The sequence below is a fragment of the Streptomyces sp. NPDC023723 genome (genome assembly GCF_040639815.1).
Taxonomy (GTDB): Bacteria; Actinomycetota; Actinomycetes; order Streptomycetales; family Streptomycetaceae; genus Streptomyces.
The window spans coordinates 64,235-86,712 of record NZ_JBFAAP010000023.1 but is presented as its reverse complement, the minus strand read 5'-3'; the positions used below and the strand labels follow the sequence as shown (position 1 = coordinate 86,712).

General features: G+C 70.2%; 18 protein-coding genes, 1 tRNA gene and 1 other RNA gene. 10 read left to right on the top strand and 10 right to left on the bottom strand.

The window, feature by feature from the left end; genetic code table 11:
* Window positions 1–17: 17 nt before the first annotated feature.
* The 3 genes from AB0G32_RS23320 (at window position 18) to AB0G32_RS23310 (ending at window position 3,075) form a co-directional block, all read left to right on the top strand.
* Window positions 18–854 (top strand): thiopeptide-type bacteriocin biosynthesis protein, encoded by an 837-nt coding sequence (locus AB0G32_RS23320; RefSeq protein ID WP_361166368.1) that lies wholly within the window; start codon window positions 18–20, stop codon window positions 852–854.
* Window positions 851–1,990, top strand: a complete 1,140-nt coding sequence (locus AB0G32_RS23315; protein WP_361166365.1) for a hypothetical protein — start codon at window positions 851–853, stop codon at window positions 1,988–1,990. Before AB0G32_RS23320 ends, AB0G32_RS23315 begins: the two co-directional genes overlap by 4 nt.
* Before the next feature lie 380 nt (window positions 1,991–2,370).
* Complete coding sequence (locus tag AB0G32_RS23310) at window positions 2,371–3,075, top strand: DUF4396 domain-containing protein (protein WP_361166362.1); 705 nt, start codon at window positions 2,371–2,373, stop codon at window positions 3,073–3,075.
* 110 nt (window positions 3,076–3,185) lie between these two features.
* Here the strand turns inward: AB0G32_RS23310 and AB0G32_RS23305 are convergent, their stop codons facing one another.
* Complete coding sequence (locus AB0G32_RS23305; RefSeq protein ID WP_361166359.1) at window positions 3,186–4,316, bottom strand: PP2C family protein-serine/threonine phosphatase; 1,131 nt, start codon at window positions 4,314–4,316, stop codon at window positions 3,186–3,188.
* Between the two features lie 165 nt (window positions 4,317–4,481).
* Between AB0G32_RS23305 and AB0G32_RS23300 the strand changes: the two genes are divergently transcribed.
* A complete protein-coding gene (locus AB0G32_RS23300) occupies window positions 4,482–5,000 on the top strand; it encodes a nitroreductase family deazaflavin-dependent oxidoreductase (RefSeq protein ID WP_361166356.1) in 519 nt (172 codons plus the stop codon).
* 490 nt (window positions 5,001–5,490) lie between these two features.
* On the opposite strand, the gene AB0G32_RS23295 is transcribed toward AB0G32_RS23300, so the two are convergent.
* From AB0G32_RS23295 to AB0G32_RS23270, 6 genes are all read right to left on the bottom strand, one after another.
* On the bottom strand, window positions 5,491–5,802 hold the full coding sequence (locus AB0G32_RS23295; protein WP_361166353.1) for an STAS domain-containing protein: 312 nt from the start codon (window positions 5,800–5,802) through the stop codon (window positions 5,491–5,493).
* A gap of 1,280 nt (window positions 5,803–7,082) precedes the next feature.
* Complete coding sequence (locus AB0G32_RS23290) at window positions 7,083–7,619, bottom strand: MarR family transcriptional regulator (RefSeq protein WP_361166350.1); 537 nt, start codon at window positions 7,617–7,619, stop codon at window positions 7,083–7,085.
* A gap of 345 nt (window positions 7,620–7,964) precedes the next feature.
* Entirely contained in the window at window positions 7,965–9,734 is a 1,770-nt protein-coding gene (locus tag AB0G32_RS23285; RefSeq protein ID WP_361166347.1) for a mobilization protein, read from the bottom strand.
* On the bottom strand, window positions 9,724–10,581 hold the full coding sequence (gene mobC / locus AB0G32_RS23280) for a plasmid mobilization relaxosome protein MobC (protein ID WP_361166344.1): 858 nt from the start codon (window positions 10,579–10,581) through the stop codon (window positions 9,724–9,726). The genes AB0G32_RS23285 and mobC overlap by 11 nt, the downstream gene beginning before the upstream one ends.
* Window positions 10,582–10,740: 159 nt before the next feature.
* Entirely contained in the window at window positions 10,741–11,700 is a 960-nt protein-coding gene (locus AB0G32_RS23275; protein ID WP_361166341.1) for a DUF2637 domain-containing protein, read from the bottom strand.
* Window positions 11,701–12,116: 416 nt separating this feature from the next.
* Window positions 12,117–13,217, bottom strand: a complete 1,101-nt coding sequence (locus tag AB0G32_RS23270) for a DUF3631 domain-containing protein (protein WP_361166446.1) — start codon at window positions 13,215–13,217, stop codon at window positions 12,117–12,119.
* A 472-nt stretch (window positions 13,218–13,689) separates the two neighbouring features.
* On the opposite strand from AB0G32_RS23270, the gene AB0G32_RS23265 reads away from it, so the two are divergent.
* The 3 genes from AB0G32_RS23265 to AB0G32_RS23255 all read left to right on the top strand — a co-directional run bounded on the left by AB0G32_RS23265 (window position 13,690) and on the right by AB0G32_RS23255 (window position 15,938).
* Window positions 13,690–14,196, top strand: a complete 507-nt coding sequence (locus tag AB0G32_RS23265; protein WP_361166338.1) for a helix-turn-helix transcriptional regulator — start codon at window positions 13,690–13,692, stop codon at window positions 14,194–14,196.
* A gap of 189 nt (window positions 14,197–14,385) precedes the next feature.
* The gene (locus AB0G32_RS23260) at window positions 14,386–14,691 is read left to right on the top strand and encodes a helix-turn-helix domain-containing protein (RefSeq protein ID WP_361166335.1); all 306 of its coding nucleotides are present in this window, start codon (window positions 14,386–14,388) and stop codon (window positions 14,689–14,691) included.
* Window positions 14,692–14,702: 11 nt separating this feature from the next.
* Window positions 14,703–15,938 carry a tyrosine-type recombinase/integrase gene (locus AB0G32_RS23255; RefSeq protein ID WP_361166332.1) on the top strand — a complete coding sequence of 412 codons (1,236 nt, stop codon included), beginning with the start codon at window positions 14,703–14,705 and terminating at the stop codon, window positions 15,936–15,938.
* 152 nt (window positions 15,939–16,090) lie between these two features.
* Here AB0G32_RS23255 and AB0G32_RS23250 read toward each other — a convergent pair whose 3' ends face one another.
* From AB0G32_RS23250 to AB0G32_RS23240, 3 genes are all read right to left on the bottom strand, one after another.
* The gene (locus AB0G32_RS23250; RefSeq protein ID WP_361166329.1) at window positions 16,091–17,122 is read right to left on the bottom strand and encodes an XRE family transcriptional regulator; all 1,032 of its coding nucleotides are present in this window, start codon (window positions 17,120–17,122) and stop codon (window positions 16,091–16,093) included.
* A 7-nt stretch (window positions 17,123–17,129) separates the two neighbouring features.
* Entirely contained in the window at window positions 17,130–17,741 is a 612-nt protein-coding gene (locus tag AB0G32_RS23245; RefSeq protein WP_361166326.1) for a hypothetical protein, read from the bottom strand.
* Between the two features lie 482 nt (window positions 17,742–18,223).
* Window positions 18,224–18,311, bottom strand: a tRNA-Ser gene (locus tag AB0G32_RS23240).
* Window positions 18,312–18,383: 72 nt separating this feature from the next.
* Here AB0G32_RS23240 and ffs point away from each other — a divergent pair.
* The 3 genes from ffs (at window position 18,384) to purD (ending at window position 22,361) form a co-directional block, all read left to right on the top strand.
* Window positions 18,384–18,480: signal recognition particle sRNA small type (gene ffs, locus AB0G32_RS23235), an RNA gene on the top strand.
* A 59-nt stretch (window positions 18,481–18,539) separates the two neighbouring features.
* Window positions 18,540–20,891: a DNA polymerase III subunit gamma and tau gene (locus AB0G32_RS23230; protein WP_361166323.1), complete on the top strand. Its 2,352-nt coding sequence runs from the start codon at window positions 18,540–18,542 to the stop codon at window positions 20,889–20,891.
* Between the two features lie 216 nt (window positions 20,892–21,107).
* A complete protein-coding gene (gene purD, locus AB0G32_RS23225; RefSeq protein WP_361166320.1) occupies window positions 21,108–22,361 on the top strand; it encodes a phosphoribosylamine--glycine ligase in 1,254 nt (417 codons plus the stop codon).
* The last annotated feature ends 117 nt before the right edge of the window (window positions 22,362–22,478 follow it).

Here is a 22,478-nt window from a genome sequence, read left to right as displayed (position 1 = left end):
AATCGGAGCCGACGGACATGGACACCTCCTGGCGGCAGATCAACATCGCCTTCCCGGACTGGGAGAGCGCTGAGCGCAACGCCCTCACCCACCTCGCTCCGCTCCTGGCCACCGCCGAGATCGCCCGCCTTGTCGGCCCGTGGTTCTTCCTGCGCAAAGCCCCTCACTGGCGCATCCGTTACCAACCACCCGGCGACCGGGCCGCGGCCGAGAACCACCTGCTTGACGTCCTCGGCCCCCTCCAGCACGCCCAGCACATCACCGCCGTCACCCCAGTGACCTACGAACCCGAGACCCATGCCTTCGGCGGACCTGAAGCCATGGCTTGCGCCCACCGGCTCTTCCACCTCGACAGCCGCCACCTGATCGACCACCTCGCACGCCACCCCGGCCGGCCGCGCCGCCGCGAGCTGTCGGTCCTGCTGTGCACCGCGCTGCTCCGCGCCGCCGGCCTCGACTGGTACGAGCAGGGCGATGTCTGGGCACGGGTGGCCGACCACCGCGACCCTCCCCGGACCCAGCCCACCGACAAGCTGAAGACCTTGCGGGGTGGCCTGCGCCACCTGATGACCGCAGATATCAACCAACTCTCCCGCGAGGGCGCTCCGTTCACTGTCCCCGCCGCCTGGCCGCACGCCTTCACCACCGCGGGCAGCGAACTCGCCGCCCTCGCCGCCGCCGGCCAGGTGCACCGTGGACTGCGCGGAGTCCTGGCCCACCACCTCATCTTCGCCTTCAACCGCTTCGGGCTTCCCCACGCCACCCAGGCCGCCCTCGCCGCAGGCGCCAGAGCCGTCGTCTTCGGTCCCGACCCGACCACCGAAGGCCCCAGCGCGGAAGGGGCCCCGATATGAACGACCGGTTCCTGGCCTGGTTCCCGCTCGTTCAGCGGCCCCGCCCGCCCGCAATCCCGCTCACGGCCCGCATCCACCAGCTGACGGACCTGGCCGAGCACCCCACCACCGGCGACACTCACCAGCAGGCCACCCGCGCCGCCGAGATCTGCAACAAGGCCGCCCTCATCGCCTCCGACTGCGCCCTCCCCGACCTCGCCCGCCACCTGTGCTGGTCCCAGTACGAGGTGTTCGACCAGGCACGACCGCTCCCCACCTGGGCGGTGGAACTCGCTCTCCAGCCGCTCCTCAACATCGCCCGGCAACTCATCCGCGAAGGCGACGGCAACAACGCCTACGCCATGCTCGACGCCCTCTTCCACGCCGCCCGCGCCCGCACCTCCACCGAGGCCGCCGGACGCACCGTGAACCTCCACACGCTCACCAGCTCCGCCGATGGCCACAGGATCGCCCGCACCCTGCTGTGGGCGGCGCTCCTCGCAGACGGCACCCGGGCCCTGGCTCAGGCCGGCCGCTGGCGCGAAGCCGCCGACGCCGCAGCCGCTCACCGCGGCGTCGGCGCCCGGCTCCTCGACGGCCGCCAGATCACCATCCTCGCCCTCGCCCAGCAAGGACGGCACGATGAGGCAACCGCGTTGATCGAGAACAGCCGACCCGCCGAGCCCTGGGAAGAAGTTGTCCAGAGCTTGCTGCGCGTCGCGTGCCGAGACGCCGACTCCGTACCGGCGACGCACATCGACGACATGCTCACCGCCGTGCTCGCCCTGCGGCAGCAGCCTCCCGCTGGCACGACCGTCTTCCGGTCCCGGGCCGGCATTACAGCGCTGGTCCTGGCGGCAGCCCGTACAGATGAGCGGATACCTCTGCTGCAAGCGGACATCCTGGCCATGGCCCACACCGACGGCTACACGGCTCGGGACGCGCTCGCCCAACCACAACTCCGACGCGTCATGACAGCTGACCAGCACCAGGCCCTGACCAGCTTGGTCCGCACCACAGGGCTCGGCGCCGGGACCATGCCGAAACCGCTGCGCGGCGACCTGATGAGGGCAGTCCGGATGGGTAAGGGGTGGCTACGCCTCTGTCTTGAAAGCAGCGAGGTCACCTCACGGGCCGAGCCTCCTACCGGAAGCTGAGGACCGTGACACCCAGCACCGACCGCGGATTCCGATGTGTTCCGCGTGAGCATGCGCATGGTTGATGCGGGTCGCCTTACGCGAAGCAGTTCAATTTGCATCATGCAAAAGAGTGGGGGCGGGCAGTCGGCCGCCGTCGCCGGGTAGTCCTCGTGAGGTCCGGTTCCACCCGCTCGCGGAGGCACCCTGGCTTTATCGACGTCTCACGACAGCAGTTGTTGACGACCGAGGCGTCCCGTCGCTCGCCCGGCACCTGGGTCCACGTACGTCGGTGACGGGACGAGGGACGGCTTTTCCCCGGCTCCCCACGCGTCCGGTATGTCACCGGGGGTACTCGGCCGCCCGATCAGTACGGGGGACGACAGACGGGCAGGCGAACCATGGAGCAGCGCGTACAGCCGGAGAGCTGGATCGAGGCGGTCGGTTGGTTCAGTCTCTGCGTGGCCTTCGCCAGTGCCCTGGTCATCGCGGCCGACGTGGCCCTCCCCCGACGCCGCCAGCGGATGTGGATCATGAACGTCGTCTATCCGGTCACGGCCCTGTACTGGGGCCCGGTCGCGCTGTGGTTCTACTTCCGGCACGGACGGCGCACCACACGGCCGGAGGGTGGCGCACACGGGGAGCACGGTTCCGACGAGCTGCCGCGGTGGCAGGTGCGGTCCAAGGCCGTCAGCCACTGCGGCGCCGGGTGCACCCTGGGTGACATCGGTGCCGAGTGGCTGGTCTTCGCCGCGTCCCTCACGCTGGCCGGCAAGGCGCTCTATGCGGATTTCGCCCTGGATTTCGCCTTCGCGTGGGTACTGGGCGTGGTCTTCCAGTACTTCTCCATCATGCCGATGCGGAACATCAGCAGGGCTAAGGGCATCTGGGCCGCCGTGAAGGCGGACACCCTGTCCATCGTCGCTTTCCAGATCGGCCTCTTCCTCGGCATGTGGCTCTACCAGGAGGTGCTCTTCTCGCCAGGTCTGCCCAAGACCACCGCCGCGTACTGGATGATGATGCAACTCTCCATGATCCTCGGCTTCTTCACCGCCTGGCCCGTCAACGCCTGGCTCGTGCGCGTGGGCTGGAAGGAGAGGATGTGACGGGATGTCCCCGCCACGATACGAGCACACCGCCGCAGCGTATTCGGCCGCCGGAGCGGGGGCCGGCCGAGTCGGCTCGGGCCAGCGGGGAGCGCGGTCGCTACGGCGATTCACACCGTGGGCTCGGCTGGGTCGGCACCGGGCGTCCCTGAGCGCTCTTTCGCCTCGCCGCCGTCGGGCGGGGGCCCTTGGTGGCGTACCAGCAGCATCGCGGCGTCGTCGTGCGGCGGTCCGGCGAGATGCTCCGACAGGTCCTCGCGCACCGTGCTCAGTGCTTGGTGGGCGTCTGGATCCTTGAGCAGATGCGCCCGGTCGGCGAGGGGATAGAAGGCACCGGCCTCGTCACGGGCCTCGGTGACACCGTCGGTGTAGAGCAGCAGCTGGTCGCCCGGTACGAACCCGACACAGTACGGCTCCGGCCCGTCAGTGCCCTGCATCCCCAGTCCCAGTGGCAGCGCGTAGAACGGCGGCTCCGGGAACTCGACCGTGCCATCGGCGCGTACGACCATGGGGGCCGGATGCCCGAAATTGAGGAAGGCCACCTCGTCCGAGGTCCCGAACTCCGCCAGGACGGCGGTGACGAACTTCTCGCCCCGGAGTTCCCGGGACAGGCTGCGCTCCAGACGGCCTCCCAGCCTGACCAGGTCCGGCTCGTCGTGGGCGGCCTCGCGGAACGCGCCGAGCACCACCGCGGCCGTCTCCACCGCGGCGAGCCCCTTGCCCTGGACGTCTCCGACGATCACCCGCACGCCGTACGGGGAGGCGACCACCTCGTAGAGATCTCCGCCGATGCGGGCGGCAGCGATGGCCGAGGTGTAGGAGACGGCCACCCGCAGTGGACCGGCGGTCAGCGGCACCGGGCGCAGCAGCACCCGCTGGGCGGCCTCCGCCACCGAGCGGACGCCGGCCAGTTCCGCTTCCCGGCGCTCCCTCATCACCGCGGCGGCCAGACCGACGCCGGTGACGCCCGCCACTGACACGCAGGCGATGAGTCCCCGCCGCCCCTCGAACAGGCCGTCGTACAGACCGAGCCCCACCGACAGCGCGAGGGCCGCCGCACCGATCAGCGCGGTACGGCGCCGGCCGCCGACCAGACTGGCGAACGCCGGTCCCAGTGAGACCAGCGGCAGGAAACCGACGTCCGGTCCCGCGACGACGTCCGCGACCGCCACCACGGCCATCACCGTCCATGGTGTCCAGGTCAGCACCACTGAACCGGACGTCGGCCTGTTCGCACTCATGACGCCGCCCAGCGCTGCCGCGGACCCGAAAAGCCGGCTGCTCTTCCCATGTAGCCCTCCCTCAGCTTTAGACTATGCAAAGTTTCTTCTGGCTAAGTGTTTTCGCCCGACAGGTGTGCCCGATCGAATGCAGAACCGAACATCGGCCGACTCCAGGAGGTGAGCATGGAACACCACCCCGTACCACCCGTACGACCGCGCGCACCGACCGGGTGGCGGCGACTGGCGGCGCGCGCGCCGGTCCTCCTCTTCCACGCCGGGCTCGGTCCGCTCCTCGGCGGACGGCTCCTGCTGTTGCACCATGTGGGACGGGTCACCGGCCTCGACCGGCGGGTCGTTCTCGAAGTCGTCGCCTACGAGCCGTCCCGCCGAGTCTGGACGGTCGCCTCTGGCTACGGTGACCGTGCCGACTGGTACCGCAATCTGCGCGCCCGCCCGAAGACCGTCGTGCAGTTCGGCAATCGCCACCATGCCGTGACCGCCCGCTTCCTCGCCGCGGAGGAGGGCGCCGAGACCATGGCCGACTACGCCGCCCGGCGCCCTCGGGCCGCCCGGCGGCTGTGCTCGTACCTGGGCCTGTCCGCCGACGGCAGCGAGGCGTCGTGGCGCGAGGCCGGCCGGAGCATTTCCTTCGTCCGCCTGGAAGAGGACCCCGCACCGAGGGCCGGTACCCACCGTGCGTGACACGGCGCGGCCCACGAGACCCGTACCACCTGCTGGAGAAGCCGTGCCAGAGTCCGTACCCGAGTCGGTGTGGAACCAGTTCCTCACGGACAACGAGCGAGCCATCCGCAGGTCGGCGCCGAAAGAACCCTCGGCGCGAGAACGCATGGCCGCACGGACGGACAACCACGTCGCGAAGACCGATGCCGTGGGTGACCTGTGGCAACGGGCCGACGGTGCGCCCGAGCCGCCGTGGAGGCTCCTCGACGCACGGCAGAAACGACACCGCGCGGGACGCCTTCTAGGAGGCTTCGCCGCACTCGCCCTTCTGCTCGGCCTCTTCTCCTGTCTGCCCTCGACCCCACAGGACCCGCCCGGCGAAGCCCAGCACACCGTGCCACAGCAGTCGCCGGGCGCCACGGCCGAACAGCCGTCGGCGGAGGAACCGCTTCCGAAGCGGACGAGTACGACGTAGCCCGGCGTCTCACTCGGCTCGACGCCTCCTGCCGCCTCATGGCGGCGCCGCACGAGTTCCGTCCTCCCCGTGCTTGTCCAGACCCAGGTGAGTGGTCAGACCGGCTCTTGCCGCGGCGGCCCTGACGACCGCGCTGGCCTCGGTGAGCAGCACCTCGATCCCGGCCAGCGGCAGGGTCCGGCGGATGCCCAGCAGGGTGTACAGACTCGCCGGGTCGGAGAACGTGACGCCCGACAGGTCCAGTACCAGCAGACCGACGGTCGTGCGGGCGGCGAACGCCGCCAGTTCCTCTCGCAGTTCGGCGGCGGTGTCGACATCCAGCTCACCCTCAAGACGCAGCCTCTGCACGTGCGAGGGACGATCACCGGCCTCGGACCGCACCAGAAGCCTCGGTGTGGCCTCAACCACCTGGAGTTGCTCGTCCCCGCCGGTCGGTAGCCCACCGCTCTCCGGCCGACCGGTGGCCGCCTCATCACGTGGGGTGGGCTGGGGTGGTGACATGGTCGGGCCTCCTGGGAGTACGGCGTACAGACGCCGACCAGGCTTCCCGGCACTCCAGGCCGAGCCGTAGCTCCGCCACGTTCGTAGTTTTGCACAAGGTAAAGAAGAGCGCCATGCAGGCCCGGTCAGCTGCGCCGCAGCGGTAGGGCGACGGTCGTACACAGGCTGCTCCGCTACGCCGTTCGATCAACGGCGCGGCAGCGGCCTCCTGGTGTTCCAGGACGAGCCCGGCCGTACTTCTGCGCCTCCGCGCGGTCCCGCTTCACACGGACCCGCCCGTCCGGCACCGGAACCGATCGGCTGCTTCTCGGGGCCCTACTGCGGACCTTCTCCATTGCCCAGGGCACTACTTGAGTTAGGGCGAAAGCGACCCCGCGTGAGAGGCCGCGCGGCTCATCCGCCGTTCCCGGGCGAGTCTTCACTCGCGCTGGTGGTACGCAGTCGCATGACCGCACGGGTCAGCTCCTCGAACGCGCGTTGCTCCTGCTGTTCAGTGGTACGGGATGCGTTGAGGAGGCTGCGACGATTGCCTCGGACACGCGCATAAGCATCGAAGCAGGCCACCAGCTCCGCGAGTTCCTTAGGGCATCCGTGCCCAGCGAGGTCGCTATAGGAGGACATCATTGCCCTTTCGGGGTCGACGGGGGTTGTTCATCGCCGTGCCCACCTGCCAGGAGGCGATATGCGCCGAGGAGGAGAGGAGGCGCAGTACCTGCCGACTGTCCGGCGAGGCGCGCGTGACGGTGAAGTGCGTGCCGGACCGGTGAGCGGCGACGTGATCGGCCTGGTCGTTCGTCAAGTCCCCGTGAAGACGGACCACGCGATGTGCGGCTCTACGGGGGAACGGGGGAGGCACAGCGGCGGGCCTTTCGGGCAGGACGGGAGAAGCCGCCGACCGGACTTCCCGGCACATCACCCGGCTGGGAACAACAGACGAACTGCCGTCAGCCTACCCAGAGCCGAGCGGCGGGGGACCTCCGAGGGTGAACACATGAGCGGCTTCAGTGGCTGGTTCAGTGCTCGGAGCACGCCCGCGCTGCAGCACCGAGCCGCACGGGCTGCTCAGGGGGACCGGCGTCCCGCAAGGGGATCAGCGGAGGCAGGGTGGTGGACACCCGCCTTCTGGTTCACCCGACAGAGCCGCCGGGCAGATCGCCCACCCATCCCAGCGGATGCGCCGCCGTACCCTCACCAGCTGGCGCCGACGGCTCCGCCCCGGCCCTGTTGAAGGCGGTGAGGGCCTCCACCAGCGCCAACCGCTGTACCGGGGTGAGTCTTTCGACGATCGATGCGATCTCGGCACGTCGCCGCGCCGTGACGTCCTCGACCGTGCGCCGCCCCTCGGCGGTGAGCTGCAGCAACGTCTCCCGACGGCTGTGCGGATTGGCCTGCCGGTCCGCGAGACCGGCCACGATCAGACGGTCGATCATCCGCATCGCCGTGGACGGCGCCACGTGAAGCTGCTCGGCCAACGTGACGAGCTTGGTGGCTCCCCGTGTGGCCAGTACCACCAGCATCCGGAACTGCGGCAGCGTGACCCGTTCCTCGACCTCGGCGAGGGAACGCGCGGACACCGCGACCAGCAGGCGGGACGCGGTCAGCACCGCTTGGGTCACGGCGTCCACATCGTCCACCGCCCGCACCGGGATTTCGCTCTCACGCATGCCTCCTTTCTACCGCGCCACGATCGCTGGGAGCGTGCGGGTCAAGACCCGGCTTCCTCGTTACCACCGCGGAGGAACATCGCCATGGTGAGCAGCACCACGCGTTGCGGACACTCGGGGCCACCACCGCATCCGCGACGCCGACCTCGCCCGTGACGTCATCGACGGCAGCGCCGTCCTCCCACCCCGCACTACCGACCGCGGCGGCTCCGTTGACCAGGCCCCATGACTCCCGGGGAACGACCACACGAGACAGTGAGGGTTCCCCCGCGCAGACTGGCCGTGGCGCCGCCGGCGAAGTTGTGTGGGCTCCTTGGGCGGAGTGCTGGCCGGGTAATCGCCGGATCAGCGGCTTGGGCGCTGACGGTGCACATCCGCCGGTTGGAGCTGCACGGTCGCTATGGCGGAGTCACGCGTGTTCGTCGATAGCTGGGCACTGCGACTACTGCGGGTGGCCGCGCTCCGGGCCCGCTGGCTGACTTGCTCGGCGGTGGCATTCAGCAGGCGCCAGACCAGAACTTCGGCAGGGCGGTCCGCGGTAACAAGCTCCCGTTGTCCGGACAGGTCGGCCAAGGCCAGGCGGGGCGGGGTGCCGGCGGATTCGGCCTGGGCGAGAGCCGTGGCCAGCGCAGGCCAAGCGGGGTCGGCGAGGATTCGCTGGGCGTGCTCAGGAACCGTGGCCCAGACGGCTGCGACGAGCCGGTCCTGTGCCTGGGGACTCGGGGCGCGTGCGGAGAGCTGGGCGATGGCCGGCCGGGCTGCCTGCTGCTGAGCGGCTCGGAGGTGGACGAGGGACTGCTGGGCGGCTGCCGCCTGTTGCTCGTGGCCGCGCTGGGCGTGCCACTCGGTGAGGGCGATGAGCAGGAAGACGGCGGAGACGAGCGCGGCAGCGACGAAGTCGCCATCCTTGCCGGTGGATGAGGTCAGCAGCGTCTTTCCGGCCTGACGCAGGGCGTCGGCGGCCCGGTGCTCGGCTCGGACGGCGGAGCGGTTGGCGCGGTTGAAGGCGATGGCTGCCGCTCGCAGCTCCGCCCGGTGCTGGCGGGGAGCCGCGACTGCGGTGTTGTGCAGCAGTTCGGCGAACGCAGCGGCATGGGCCTGCACTCGGGCCTCGACCTCACCTTCCGCTGTCTCGCCGCTGGCTGTGACGACGAGCGCGTAGGCGGTGCGCAGCTCCCTGTCGGCGTGCCGCCAGGAACTGCCTGCATCCACCCGGTTCGCAGGCACCGCCGGCGCCTGTTCGCCGTCTCCGCTCTCGACGGGGGCGAAGCGCTCGCGGAGCCGGTTCAGGGACAGGTCTGGAGCGAGTGCGGACCCGCCGTAGAAGATGGGCTCGCCCTTGGCGTCGGTGTCATCGATCGCGGCGAGGCTGTAGCCGGTGACTTCCCCGGTGACGGGACCGAGGCGAGGGCGGACCTGGATGCCGAGGGCCGTCAGCACGGCGAAGAACTCGGTCTCGTCGCGCGCCGCTGCGGCGGCGGCATAGGCATGCTCGCGAAGCCACACCCGTGCCGTGTTCTTGCGGCCTCGGCGTTCGGCCTTCGCGACTTCCGACCCCGTCGGAGTCTTCGGTGCTGTCGCGTCACCAGGCTTGAGACGGCGAAGTCCGAGTTCGGCCTCGATCCTGCGGCATTCGGCCTGGGTCCGGCGGCCGTCACCCTTGTTGCGGGGGCGGCGGCCGTCTTCGCGGACGCTGGTCGCCATGATGTGGATGTGGTCCTCGGCGTGCCGTACCGCGATCCACCTGCAGGCGGCATCGTCCCCGTGTTCGGCGATGCCTGCGGCGTGGACGATGCGGCGGGCCACCTCGGCCCACTCGTCGTCGGTGAGGTAGCGGTCGCCCGGTGCGGTGCGGACGGGGCAGTGCCACACGTGCTGCGGCACCTTCTTGCCGAGTCGCTGCTCACGCAGCTTCACCGGCTGGTCGAGGTAGTCGGCCAGTTCGCTGAGGGCGTCGTGGTGCTGGTCGAGGGATACGCGACCGGGGTCGGTGATTCCGGGCATCGAGAACGCGGCGACGATGTGCGGGTCGGTGTGCTCGTTACGGCGGCCGGGACCGAAGAGGTAGGACAGGAGGCCGCGGCTGCGGTCGCCGGTGGAGACATCAGGCACCACGGCGGCCACCTCCGGCCAGGGCCTGGTCCAGCAGCAGGCGGGCACGCTGGGCGACCTGATGCAGCTCGTTGAGGATCTCTTCGGCTCGGTCGGGCAGCTCTCCCTGGTGGACGGCACGGACGAGCTGGTTGAGGTTGTTCCCGGCGCGGCCGAACTCCCTGATCAACCTGCCGAACAGAATCATCAGATCCTGGGTGGCCTGTGGGGACGGGAGGGGGGCGACACCTTCGGGGCGGCGGTCTGACAGGTAGGCGTGCGCGAAGGTGAGGGCGCAGTCCATGAGGTAGGCCGAGCGTGAGCGCTTCGCATTACGGGCGGCGAGGTCGATGAAAGCGCGTTCCGCAGGTTCGGCCGAGCAGGTCAGTTGCAGGGTGCGCTTGGTCCCGGAGCGAGGCCGGTACAGGACCTCGCTCAGGTGCCGGCGGCGCTCGGCGCCGGGAGCGGTGTCGGCGTGAGCGGGGGCAGGGACATCGCCGGCGGCAACACCGTGGTGCACGAACACGTCGGCGTTCACGGTCGGCGTGTAGCGCACGGTGGCGTCGGCGGTTGTCCCACCCGGCTCGCCGGGTGGCTGCTTGTCCTGGAGGAGGCCGCGCTCGGCCTCCCTCCCCGCCTCGGTCCCGGCCCCGTGGGCCGGGCCGGTGTCCGCCCCCACCGGGGCGGACACGAGCGCGAAGTCCGCATCGCCCTCAGGCGATGTGGACTTCGCCCCAGCTCGCTCCGCTGTCGGGCGGTGGGTGTCCTCGTCAACGCCCTGGCCGAGCGTGGCTGGGTACGTCGCGAGGAGGTTAGGGGGCGGCGAAGACTTGGCGTGCCTGGCCTTGCGGGAGAACGGATTACGGCTCACGGGAGGCTGGGGGCTCCTGTCTGTGTGTGGTCTGCGGAAGGGCGGGGCGAGGGTCAGGGAATTCGGCGGCTTGGCTCAGATGCGCATCTCGTGTAGTGGGCCGGGAAGAGGGCGCTGCCCGGAATCGGCTCGGTTCCGGGCAGCGCCTTGCGGCGAGGGTCAGCCGGCCGGGTGCGGGCGGGCGTTGGCGCCCTCCCGCACCAGGGCCATTGCCTCGGTGAGCCGGTCGGTGCCGGCGCCGAGTCCGGCGTCGGTGATGGCTTTGCGGGCGCTGTCGCGAGTCAGTCCGGAATTCCCTGGGTGGGCGGCGCTGATGACGCTGGCCAGCTCGGCGATGGAGGCCATCGCGGGACGTCCACCAGGGCTGGTCGCCGGAGGCTGACCCGAACGCCCGTGATGGTTATGACCTGCGAGGTCTCGCTGTTGTCCGGGCTTGTCGTCGGAGTCGTCCGGATCGTCATCCCTACCGTGTCCGGTGTCGGACGCGGTTCCGTCGGCCGCAGGTGAGAGGGCAGTCTCAGCGGCGACGGGGGTGGGTTGCTGCTGAGGCGGGGCTGCCGTGAGCAGGTCCGCGCAGGCGGCGTACGAAACTCCGACCGCTCGCTCCGGCGCCGGTTGCGTACCGTCCTTAACCTCAGGCGCAGTGGCGGTCACCGACGTTCCGGCGGCGGAGGTGCCGCCGTAGCGGGTGATCAGGATGTGCAGGTGGGTCGCTCCGGCCAGGGCGAGCGGTGCGATGGCGGACAGCACGGTGACGGTGCCGTCGTCCAGGTGAAGGGTGACCGTGCCGGGCCGGTTCAGGTCGAGGGCGTGCAGGCCGTTGGCCCAGATGCTGGCGGCGGTCGCCGTGATGAACAGTGTCCAGGCGTACAGCCGCGCTGGCATCGGTGCTTCGCGCAGGACCAGCAGGGCGCGGACGCCGTAGGCGATGAACCCGTCGATCACCACGGGGAAGAGGTAGGTCAACTGGTGTCGGACGTGCACGGCAGTGGCCATCTGCCGCAGCGCGTCGTAGGAGAGCGCGCATCCGGCGACGCCGAGCAGGACGATGGCGAGCCGGTCCCACCAGGTGGCGTGGTGGCGGCTGGTCGGCGCGGCGGGGATGGCGGAGTCGGGCATGAGCGTGGGGACCCCCTTGGGGTGCGGTCTGGAGTGGTGGTGCGCGTTTATCCGTCTTGGCCGTCTTGCCGTTGACGCGGCTGGTCAGGGGCGGTACGGCAGTCGTGTGGCACGGCGTCTCAGTGCCGCGCGGGACGCGTCCTTGCCGAGCGGTGCCCTCCCGCCGGCCGACACGTCGGCGGGCGACGCGCCGGAAGTGCGGTGTCGTCAGTTCGGTTGCCGGGACGGTTGGTCATCCGTCTTGGGACGCCGTGCCGTCTTGGCTGAACCGGCCCTGACCTGCATTTAGACGGCTGGGACGGCAGGGACGGCACGAGACGGATATGGATGGGGGTTCGCGATCGCAGGCGGGTGTTCCGCACTGCGGTGGCCCGGTATGGGTGCCGCCGATGAGTGGTCGACGGCACCCATGCGGGTCAGTTGGCCGGCGTGTCTCTGCTGCCGTCCGAGCTGGTGTCGGGGTGGACGGTGGGGCAGTAGCGCTTCCAGGCGTCGGCGAACTTCGCCCGGGTGTAGCCCTTGAGCTGGGTTCCGTCGGGCATGCGGACGTTGCCGGAGCGGATGCCGTACTCGCGCAGCATCCCGGACAGCGCGCGCGGGTTCAGGCCACCACGCCCCGCTTCGGCCCACGGGGCTTCGGGGTCGGAGTTGAGCCGGTAGAGCAGGGCGTCGGTGGACACGCTCTCGGGATCGCCGGCGGCGGCGAAGGCGCGGCGGATGTCGGCGAGGATCCGGGCGTTGGAAGGGTTGTCCTCCTCGGCCTGGGCCTCGGCGGCGACCATCTGCGCGCACGCCGCACGGGCGCGCTCAGGCCAGGTGCCGCCCGCGAGGTCGGCGATGATCACCAAGGGCTCCCAGGTGTCCGCCGCCCGGTCTTCGACCGGCATCCCCGGTTCCAGGTGGAGGGCCTGCTCGGCCACCGAGGTGGTCCAGCGCGCGAGGCGGGCCCGAAGGGCATGCAGGGTGGGGCTGTCGCGGCGGGTGCGGTACGGGCTCACCTGCTCGCCCTCCGCGCGGCGGCGCATCCGGATCACGACGGACCGGTCCATGATCGTGTCGGGTAGGTCGCCGATGCCGGCGAGCGCCGCCATGGCGAAGGTCGCGAAGGAGTGAGGCGTGTGCTCTTTGCCGACCACCCGCAGCACCGGTCGGCCGCGCTGGTGCCCGGCGTTGAGCAGGCCGCGCATCTCCTCGTTCTTCTCCGCCACCTTGGGACTGCCGAAGATGGTGTCGGCCTCGTCCACCAGCAGGGTCGGCGGCTCGTCCGAGATCGAGCGGAAGATCGCCGCCGCCGTGGAGTTCACGGTGATGACGGGCTTGTGCACCGTCTCGGTGAGCAGGTCGAGCAGGCGGGACTTCCCGCACCGCTTCGCCGGGCCGACCACGGCCAGACGCGGGGCGTGCTGCCACACCTGTTGCAGGTGGGTTGCCGCGATCCACAGCACGGCCGCGTCCAGGGCCTGCTCGCTCGGAAGGATTACGAAGCGGGCCAGGGTGGTGCGCAGCTCGTCCAGCAGCGCGGCGGCGTCCGCCCGTCCACAGTCTGGGGACGGGGGTCCGGTCGGACGGGCTGCCGCAGGGGCGGCGGGGGCGGTACTCTCGTTCACGGAGATCCTCACTCGGCGGCTCCGGGGGGCAACCCGGTCCGCCGCAGTCGACTGTCCTGGGATGGGCGGTGGCGAGGTTTCCTGCGGCCCCCGGTGTTCGTAGCGCCGGGGGTTTTCGCGTTCCTCGGGGCGCCTGCGCGCTTCAACCTCCAATCGGCTCGCCTACCGATGCCCTACTGGCATAAGTATCCACGAGCGCACACCCACAGTCAACCCCCAGGCGCATGGAAATCTGAGTCGACGGCAGCATAAGTGCAGGTCGGCAGGATGGTGATTTGAATCACTCTTTGAGCTATTCGCTTGTGGGTTGGCATATCCATGCTGGTACAGTTTAAGGGTCGGAGTTACGAGAACCCCGGGAGAAGAGGAAGGAGTGGAAGAAGTGGACGATGCCAAGCCGCAGCGCTGGGCCCCGCCGGAGGGTGAAGCCCTGGTCGCGCATAATCTGAAGGTCCTACGGGTGACGGCCCGTCTCTCTCAGGAGGACATGGCCGAGCGCATGCGCCGCCTGGGCTACAAGATGCACCAGACCCAGATCGCCAAGATCGAGAACGGCACCCGGAGCATCAGCTTCAACGAGGCTCTCGGCTTCGCCAAGGCCCTCGGCGTCCCGGCCGGCAACTTCATGCTCGAAGCCGTCGCCAGCCGCGACGACCCTCACTGGGAGCTGCAGGAAGCGGCCTTCGACATCCAGAAGGCCGAGCAGGAGCACCAGGTCGCCCAAGACCTCGCCGACGCCGCGAAGGCCAGACTTGAAGCGGCCGAGGCCCGATACGACGAGATCGCCGAGCGCCTGGGCGTCGAGCCGGATCCGGGAAGCTTCTCGTTCTACCCGGCGCCGAACTCGCCCGGGGACCCGCTCCGCAGCGCCTCCATCGACGACGAGTAACTGCTCGGCGGAGATTGTCTCAGGCGCCTGCTCACGGGCCACGTTGCCTGCAAGCCGATCCCATCCTCCGCCGTCCCTCGGTGCTACGAACACCGAGGGCCACCAGCGCGGACGCCCAATCAAGCCCACCGCCCATCCCGGACAGTCCAGCGGTCACGTTGCCCCGTGACCGCCGAAAGGCGATCCTCCATGCCCACCGCCCTGCCCCCGCTCACCCGCATCGCCGACGCGCTCGGCATCCCCGAGCAGCGGCTCCGTACCCTCGTGCTGGAGCACACGGCGCCCACCCCCGACTCCGCCGTCGTCGCTCTCACCGTCGAGGAGGCCGCCCGTCGCCTCGGCGTCGGCCGCACCACCATGTACGCGCTCATCGCCTCCGGCGAGGTCAGCTCCGTGCTCATAGGCCGCCTGCGCCGAGTGCCGGCCGAGGCCCTGGCCACCTACCTCGCCGACCGCTCCCGGGCAACTGCCCCTACCGCCGCCCACGCGGCCTGAAGGGGGCGGACATGGCCAAGACCCGCCAGCCCAACGGTGCCTCCTCGATCTTCCTCGGCAAGGACGGCAAATGGCACGGCTACGTGACCGTCGGCGTCAAGGACGACGGCAAGCCCGACCGGCGCCACGTCAAGCGCAAGACCCGCGCCGACACCACCAAGGCGGTCCGCGACCTGGAGCGCAAGCGCGACTCCGGCACCGTCGCCAAGGCCGGCCAGACCTGGACCGTCACGACCTGGCTGACCCACTGGGTCGAGAACATCGCCGCACCACACGTGGGCGAGAACACCATCGACGGCTATCGCGTCGCCGTCTACCACCACCTCATCCCCGGCCTCGGCGCGCACCGTCTCGCCAAGCTGGAGCCCGAGCACCTGGAGCGCTTCTACGCCAAGATGCAGAAGGCCGGCAGTGCCGCCGGTACCGCGCACCAGGTCCACCGCACCGTGCGGACCGCCCTCAAGGAGGCGGTGCGCCGAGGCCACCTCACCGTCAACCCCGCCTCCGTCGCCAAGGCACCGCGGCTGGAGGAGGAAGAGGTCGAGCCCTACACGGTCGAGGAAGTGCAGAAGCTTCTCGATCTGGCCAACAAAACCCGGCACCCGGCGCGCTGGGTCATATCCCTGGCGCTCGGCCTGCGCCAGGGCGAGGTCCTCGGTCTCAAATGGACGGACGTCGACTTCGATCTGCGCGTCATGACGGTCCAGCGCAACCGGCTGCGGCCCCGGTACGAGCACGGCTGTGGCGACCGCTGCGGACGCAAGCCCGGCTACTGCCCCCAGAAGGTCAACATCCGCCGCGAGACCAAGGACACCAAGTCCCGCGCCGGACGCCGGCCCATCGGCATCCCCGACCCTCTGGTGCAGCTCCTGCTCCAGCACCGGCGCGAGCAGGAGCGCGACCGGCGACTGGCCGGAGACCTCTGGACGGAGAAGGGGTACGTCTTCGCTTCCCCGACCGGCGAGCCCCTCAACCCGAACACCGACCACCACGAGTGGAAGGACCTCCTCAAGGCGGCGGGCCTGCGCGCAGGCCGTCTCCACGACGCCCGTCACACGGCAGCGACCGTGCTGCTGATCCTCGGCGTACCCGACACGGTTGTCGACGCGATCATGGGCTGGGAACCCGGCAAGTCCGCCCGGATGCGCCGCCGCTACCAGCACCTCACCAACCGGGTGCTCACCGACACAGCCGACAAGATCGGCGGGCTCCTCTGGCCGCTGCCTGAGGAGCCGCCCGCCGTCTGATCGCGCGCACCAACTACAGCCCACGATGCCGAAGGGCCGCCACCACGAATGGTGGCGGCCCCTCGGCATCGTGTCTTGTGAAGCCCGACACCGAGGTTGCTCGCCATCACACCGCCGAGCCTCGTCGTGCCGGTGCTCCGCCTCCAGACTGCTCAGACGGCGTGGAGGGCGAAGGTACTTCCATACTCGGACCTGAATTCTCGGAGCTGCAGGCCGACCACGGTGGCAAGCTCTTTGTCGGAGTACCCGTGATCGGCCCGATGCGTTTCGAGGATGCTGGCGAGGATGCCTGGTTCCTCGCGGGCCGGCTCGGCGGGTTCGTTCCTGCGGTAGCCGTGCTGGGACAGTTGGACCTGCAGGCTCTTGTACCGGCTGTCATCGATACGGCCGAGGCGCTTTGCGGTCTGGATCACTGCGGTCATGGATGCTTTCCAGTGCTGCTTCAGATGGATCGCGCGCTGGAGAGTCAGGCCCGACAAGTGCGGGCCGATGAGGCGTCCTGGCATGAGGATTTCGGCTGCAAATACGTCTGCTTCGCGTTCGCCGTTGTCGCTGGGTAGCTGGTGCATGACTAGGTGGCCCAGTTCGTGGAGAACGGTGAAGCGTTCCCTCGCTGGCGGCATCCCACGGTTGAGGATGATCACGGGAAGGCCGTTGGGAGGCCGGACGCTCAGTCCGGAGATCTTGGGCGACTCTAGGTCGCGCCGTACGACGACGACCCCTGCCCTCTCGACGGTTCGGATCACGTCGTGTACTGGGCCGTCCGGCAGGTGCCAGCTCGCGCGAATCTTGGCCGCGGCCTCCTCCGGAGTGTGTTCGTCAGCGTCGAGAACGGGGAGCCTGTAGATCGGTTCGATGTCCACGCTGGCTTCGAGTCGGCGAAGCTGCATGAGGAGCAGGTTGACCTCGGCTTCGATCCGCTGGAGAGCGGTTTTGCCGAGGCCAGACTGCTTGCGGTGGTAGAAGCCGGACGGGCCCAAGCCCACCGGCTCATCAGGCCAGTCGAGCAGTCCCCTCGGGTAGCCGAGGGCCTCCGCCACTGCTTGCACTCGTTCGGGAGCCAGCGTTCCGACGCCGTTCTCTGCCTTGGACAGGGCTGCTTGCGAGATGCCTGCGAGTCCAGCCAGCTTGGACTGGGACAAGCCACGAGACTCCCGCGCGAGTTGCAGAAGGCGCGGGTTCATGGGGTGGCTACCTCTCTTCAGTACCGGTCTGATCTGCGATTTCACGCCGCTTGGGCCGGACAATCGTATCCTGCGGCGGGGCCGCTGGCATGGGGGTGACGGGAGCTGTGACACCAGGCTCACCGAGGCCGAGATCCAACTCCAGAACCCAGAGCCGATCATCATTGAGACTGCACGCGATGGCCATCCGCTCCAGGCCCAGCCCCTCCTTGTCGGGCAGGTAGCCAGCTACCAGATGGGTCAGTGCCTCCATGCCTGGCAGCACCTGGTTGGCGAACTCTCTCTGCTGCTGAGTAGGCACGCCACTGGTCCGCAGCTTGCGGTCCCTGAACTTTTTGAAGCGCAGGACGACCTTCTCTTCGAAGGTCAGGAGGAGGAAGCCTCGGCTGTCCCCGACCTCGACACCTTCGCAGCTGTCGAACGCGTTCACCGCCTCGTAGCGGATGAAGTCGTACACGAGGTTGGCCCGCGAACGGGTGCTGATCACGATTCCTAGTTCGCTGTCCTGCTTCAGCAGGCCGAGCCAACGTCGCCATCCGAGTTCGATGCAGCCGCCGATCTTCTGGAGATGCGGCGACAGGACCAACTCGGCCTCTACTGCGCTGAGAGGTTCGGTCACACGGAGATCTTGACGGACTTAACTATCCCTTGTCAATTATTCCGCGAACTATTCCTTGCTTCGGAGAGTGCCGGGGCTGGAGGTGGCGAGGAGCCCGGAGTTTGGAGTGCGTGTTCGTTCTGGTCTGCACCGCCCGAAGTCGGCGTGACCGACCTGCTCATGCGTCTGGAGTCCCCGCGCATCACCGCCAGTCCGGCGGACTCCATGACCCCGTCGTGCCGCAGGCGCAGCCGTGCTCGCCCGCGCCCTCGGAGTCGCAGGCGTTGTCGTGGGCGTGGGATGGGGGCCGGGTGTAGGTCCGGCCGAATGCGCCGGCGGTGCCGGTGCTCTACGCACTGGGCGCCGAAGGACACTGCCGGCAAGTCCGCTTCCCTTCTATGAGGCGAGCGCGCGGACCAAACGCAACCCAAACTGCAACCCTCAACGTCGAAGGGCCCCACCGCGAACGGTGGGGCCCTTCGACATCGTGCCCGGTGAGGCACTGGCGGAGGATACGAGATTCGAACTCGTGAGGGGTTGCCCCCAACACGCTTTCCAAGCGTGCGCCCTAGGCCTCTAGGCGAATCCTCCGCTGGAGACATTACATGACGTCGGAGGGTGCTTGCGAACTCGTTCCTGGGGTGCGCGATCAGGTAGGCTGGGCGCAGCCCCTCACGCGGCGCTATCTGACTGAACTCCCCCAGGGCCGGAAGGCAGCAAGGGTAGGTCGGCTCTGGCGGGTGCGTGGGGGGCGTCTGCGTTGCCGGGGGATTCCCGGGGTCGGGCCGGTTGTCAGTCGTCGCCTATAACCTCGTATGCGTGTCGTCTCTCGCGCTCTACCGCCGCTACCGCCCGGAGACCTTCGCGGAGGTCATCGGGCAGGGGCATGTCACCGACCCGTTGCAGCAGGCGCTGCGGAACAACCGGGTCAATCACGCGTACCTGTTCAGCGGTCCGCGCGGCTGCGGCAAGACGACCAGCGCCCGCATCCTGGCGCGGTGTCTGAACTGCGAGCAGGGGCCGACGCCCACCCCCTGCGGCACCTGCCAGTCCTGCCAGGACCTCGCGCGCAACGGGCCGGGTTCGATCGACGTCATCGAGATCGACGCCGCCTCGCACGGTGGTGTCGACGACGCGCGTGACCTGCGCGAAAAGGCGTTCTTCGGGCCCGCCGGCAGCCGGTACAAGATCTACATCATCGACGAGGCCCACATGGTCACGTCGGCCGGTTTCAACGCGCTGCTCAAGGTCGTCGAGGAGCCGCCGGAGCACCTCAAGTTCATCTTCGCGACCACCGAGCCCGAGAAGGTCATCGGCACCATCCGGTCGCGGACCCATCACTATCCCTTCCGGCTGGTGCCGCCCGGCACCCTGCGGGACTACCTCGCCGAGGTGTGCGGCAAGGAGGACATCCCGATCGAGGACGGGGTGCTTCCGCTGGTCGTGCGGGCCGGCGCGGGGTCCGTGCGTGACTCCATGTCCGTCATGGACCAGTTGCTGGCCGGGGCCGGCGCGGACGGTGTGACGTACGCCATGGCGACGGCGCTGCTCGGGTACACGGACGGCTCGCTGCTCGACTCCGTGGTCGAGGCGTTCGCCTCGGGGGAGGGGGCGGCGGCCTTCGAGGTCGTGGACCGGGTTATCGAGGGGGGTAATGATCCGCGGCGGTTCGTGGCCGATCTGCTGGAACGGCTGCGGGATCTGGTGATCCTCGCCGCAGTGCCCGACGCCGCCGAGAAGGGGCTCATCGACGCCCCGGCCGATGTCCTCGAGCGGATGCAGGCCCAGGCGCGGTCCTTTGGCGCCGCCGAGCTGAGCCGCGCCGCCGATCTCGTCAACGAGGGGCTCACCGAGATGCGCGGCGCCACCTCGCCGCGGCTCCAGCTGGAATTGATCTGCGCGCGCGTGCTGCTGCCGGCCGCGTACGGCGACGAGCGGTCGGTGATGGCCCGGCTGGACCGTATCGAGCGTGGAGTGAACTTCTCCTCGGGGGCGGGCTTGCCGGCCGCCGCGTATGTACCGGGGCCCGAGGCGCATGGCCAACCCCATGGCCAACCCCATGGCCAAGCCCACGCGAGTGCCGCGCCTGTGCCGCCGGGGGCTCCCATGCCGCCGGGTGGCGGTGCCGCCGCGGCCCGGGCGGCGGTGCGGGGGCCGGGGGCGCCCGCGGCGGCCGAGGGTCAGGGCAGTGGCTCTGGTGGCTCTGGTGACGGGGCTGACTTCGGCGGATCTGCGTCTGTGTCTGCGTCTGCCTCTGCTCCCGCGCCCGCGCCTGCTCCTGCGCCGACTCGGGCGCCTACCTCTACTCCTACTCCTACTCCCACTCCTACTGCTCCGGCCGCTCCCGCTCAGCCCTCCGCTCCCGGCGCCTGGCCCACCGCGACTCCCGCGGGGGGCGGCCGACGTCCCGGTGGCTGGCCGACGGCGGCATCGTCGGCTCCGGCCGGCCCCGCCGACAACCCCCCGAGCCCGACTCCAGCCACCGCACCCGCACCCGCACCTGCTCCAGCCCCGGCCCCGGCCCAGTCCGCCCCCGGCGCCGCCTTCTCGGCGCCCGGCGGTCTCGACCCCCGCACCCTCTGGCCGAACATCCTGGAGGCGGTCAAGAACCGCCGGCGGTTCACCTGGATCCTGCTCAGCCAGAACGCCCAGGTCACCGGCTTCGACGGCACGTCCCTGCGGCTCGGCTTCGTCAACGTCGGTGCCCGTGACAACTTCGTCAGCAGCGGCAGCGAGGACGTACTGCGGCAGGCCCTGAGCGAGCAGTTCAACGTCCAGTGGAAGATCGAGGCGGTCGTCGACCCGTCCGGTGGCTCCGCGCCCCCGCCGCCGTCCGGTCCCGCCGGGGGTGGCGGCGGCGGTTACGGCGGCGGCAGCGGTGGCGGATACGGCGGTGGCGCCCCCGCCCCGGCCCCCGCTCAGCGCCCGGCGGCACCCTCCCCCGCGCCCTCCGGACCCTCCGCCCCCACCCCGCCCTCGGCGTCCGCGAGACCCGCGTCCGCCCCCGTACCCCAGTCGCCGGCCCCGGTTCCCGAGTCGCCGCCGGTCTCCATCGAAGACGACATCCCCGAGGAGGACGACCCCGACCTCGACGAGTCGGCCCTCTCCGGCAAGGAGCTGCTCGTCCGGGAGCTGGGAGCGACGGTGGTGGAGGAGATCGCCAACGAGTGAGCGTGCGGTGAGTGCGTACGGCGGCGTGCGTACGGCGGTGCGCGGCGGTGTGTACGGCCGTGGGTGCGGCCGGAGTCGCGTACTCCGCATGCTCTTGGCGGACCCGGCTCCCCGGCCGGAGACCACCGCGTCTCGGAGGTTCCGACCAATCCCCGCCCCCCGCCCTCTCGGCGGCCCGCACAAACCGCTCCCGCCCGCTCCCGTTAGGCTGACCCCGTGAAGGTCCTCGTCATCGGCAGCGGTGCCCGCGAACACGCCCTGTGCCGTTCCCTGTCCCTCGACCCCGACGTCACGGCGTTGCACTGCGCCCCCGGCAACGCCGGGATCGCCGAGGTCGCCGAGCTGCACCAGGTCGACGCGCTCGACGGCACGGCGGTGACCGCGCTCGCCACGCGCCTCGGCGCCGAACTGGTCGTGGTCGGCCCGGAGGCGCCCCTGGTCGCCGGAGTCGCCGACGCCGTGCGCGAGGTCGGCATCCCGGTCTTCGGTCCGTCCAAGGAGGCCGCGCGGCTGGAGGGCTCCAAGGCGTTCGCCAAGGACGTCATGGCGGGCGCCGGCGTGCCCACGGCCCGCTCCTACGTCTGCGCCACCCCGGAGGAGGCCGACGCGGCCCTCGCCGCCTTCGGCGCCCCGTACGTCGTCAAGGACGACGGTCTCGCCGCCGGCAAGGGCGTCGTCGTCACCGACGACCTCGAAGCCGCCCGGGCCCACGCGCGCGCGTGCGGCCGCGTGGTCATCGAGGAGTTCCTCGACGGCCCCGAGGTCTCCCTCTTCGCCATCACCGACGGGGACAACGTACGACCGCTCCAGCCCGCCCAGGACTTCAAGCGCGCGCTCGACGGCGACGCGGGCCCCAACACCGGCGGCATGGGCGCGTACTCCCCGCTGCCGTGGGCCGACCCGAAGCTCGTGGACGAGGTCGTGCACACCGTCCTCCAGCCGACCGTCGACGAGATGCGCCGCCGCGGCACCCCCTTCTCGGGTCTCCTCTACGCCGGGCTCGCGATCACCTCGCGCGGCATCCGCGTGATCGAGTTCAACGCCCGGTTCGGCGACCCCGAGACCCAGGTCGTCCTGGCCCGCCTGCGCACCCCGCTCGCCGGGCTGCTGATGGCCGCCGCCACCGGCAACCTCGCCGACCTCGAACCCCTGCGCTGGAGCGACGCCGCCGCGGTCACCGTCGTCATCGCCTCGCACAACTACCCCGGCACCCCGCGCACCGGCGACCCGATCACCGGTCTCGACCAGGTCGCCGCCGAGGACGCCCCGCACGCCTACGTGCTGCACGCCGGCACCAGGACCGAGGGCGACGCCGTCGTCAGCGCCGGCGGCCGGGTGCTGTCCGTCACGGCCACCGGAACCGACCTCACCGAGGCCCGCGACCGCGCCTACCGGGCCGTCGCCCGCATCGGCCTCGACGGCTCCCAGCACCGTACGGACATCGCGGCGAAGGCGGCGGCCGAGGCGTAACCCGGCACCTCGCCACCAGCGGTCCAGCAGGCCCCGGTTCTCCAGAGAGCCGGGGCCTGACGCTTGCCGTGTGTCATCCACCTCTCCCCAAAGCCATTCCATCGAGTGACCGATGCC

Coding starts and splice junctions, on each gene's coding strand:
- AB0G32_RS23320 (WP_361166368.1), top strand. CDS start 18: ATGGACACCTCCTGGCGGCAGATCAACATCGCCTTCCCGGACTGGGAG.
- AB0G32_RS23315 (WP_361166365.1), top strand. CDS start 851: ATGAACGACCGGTTCCTGGCCTGGTTCCCGCTCGTTCAGCGGCCCCGC.
- AB0G32_RS23310 (WP_361166362.1), top strand. CDS start 2,371: ATGGAGCAGCGCGTACAGCCGGAGAGCTGGATCGAGGCGGTCGGTTGG.
- AB0G32_RS23305 (WP_361166359.1), bottom strand. CDS start 4,316: ATGAGTGCGAACAGGCCGACGTCCGGTTCAGTGGTGCTGACCTGGACA.
- AB0G32_RS23300 (WP_361166356.1), top strand. CDS start 4,482: ATGGAACACCACCCCGTACCACCCGTACGACCGCGCGCACCGACCGGG.
- AB0G32_RS23290 (WP_361166350.1), bottom strand. CDS start 7,619: ATGCGTGAGAGCGAAATCCCGGTGCGGGCGGTGGACGATGTGGACGCC.
- AB0G32_RS23275 (WP_361166341.1), bottom strand. CDS start 11,700: ATGCCCGACTCCGCCATCCCCGCCGCGCCGACCAGCCGCCACCACGCC.
- AB0G32_RS23260 (WP_361166335.1), top strand. CDS start 14,386: ATGCCCACCGCCCTGCCCCCGCTCACCCGCATCGCCGACGCGCTCGGC.
- AB0G32_RS23255 (WP_361166332.1), top strand. CDS start 14,703: ATGGCCAAGACCCGCCAGCCCAACGGTGCCTCCTCGATCTTCCTCGGC.
- AB0G32_RS23250 (WP_361166329.1), bottom strand. CDS start 17,122: ATGAACCCGCGCCTTCTGCAACTCGCGCGGGAGTCTCGTGGCTTGTCC.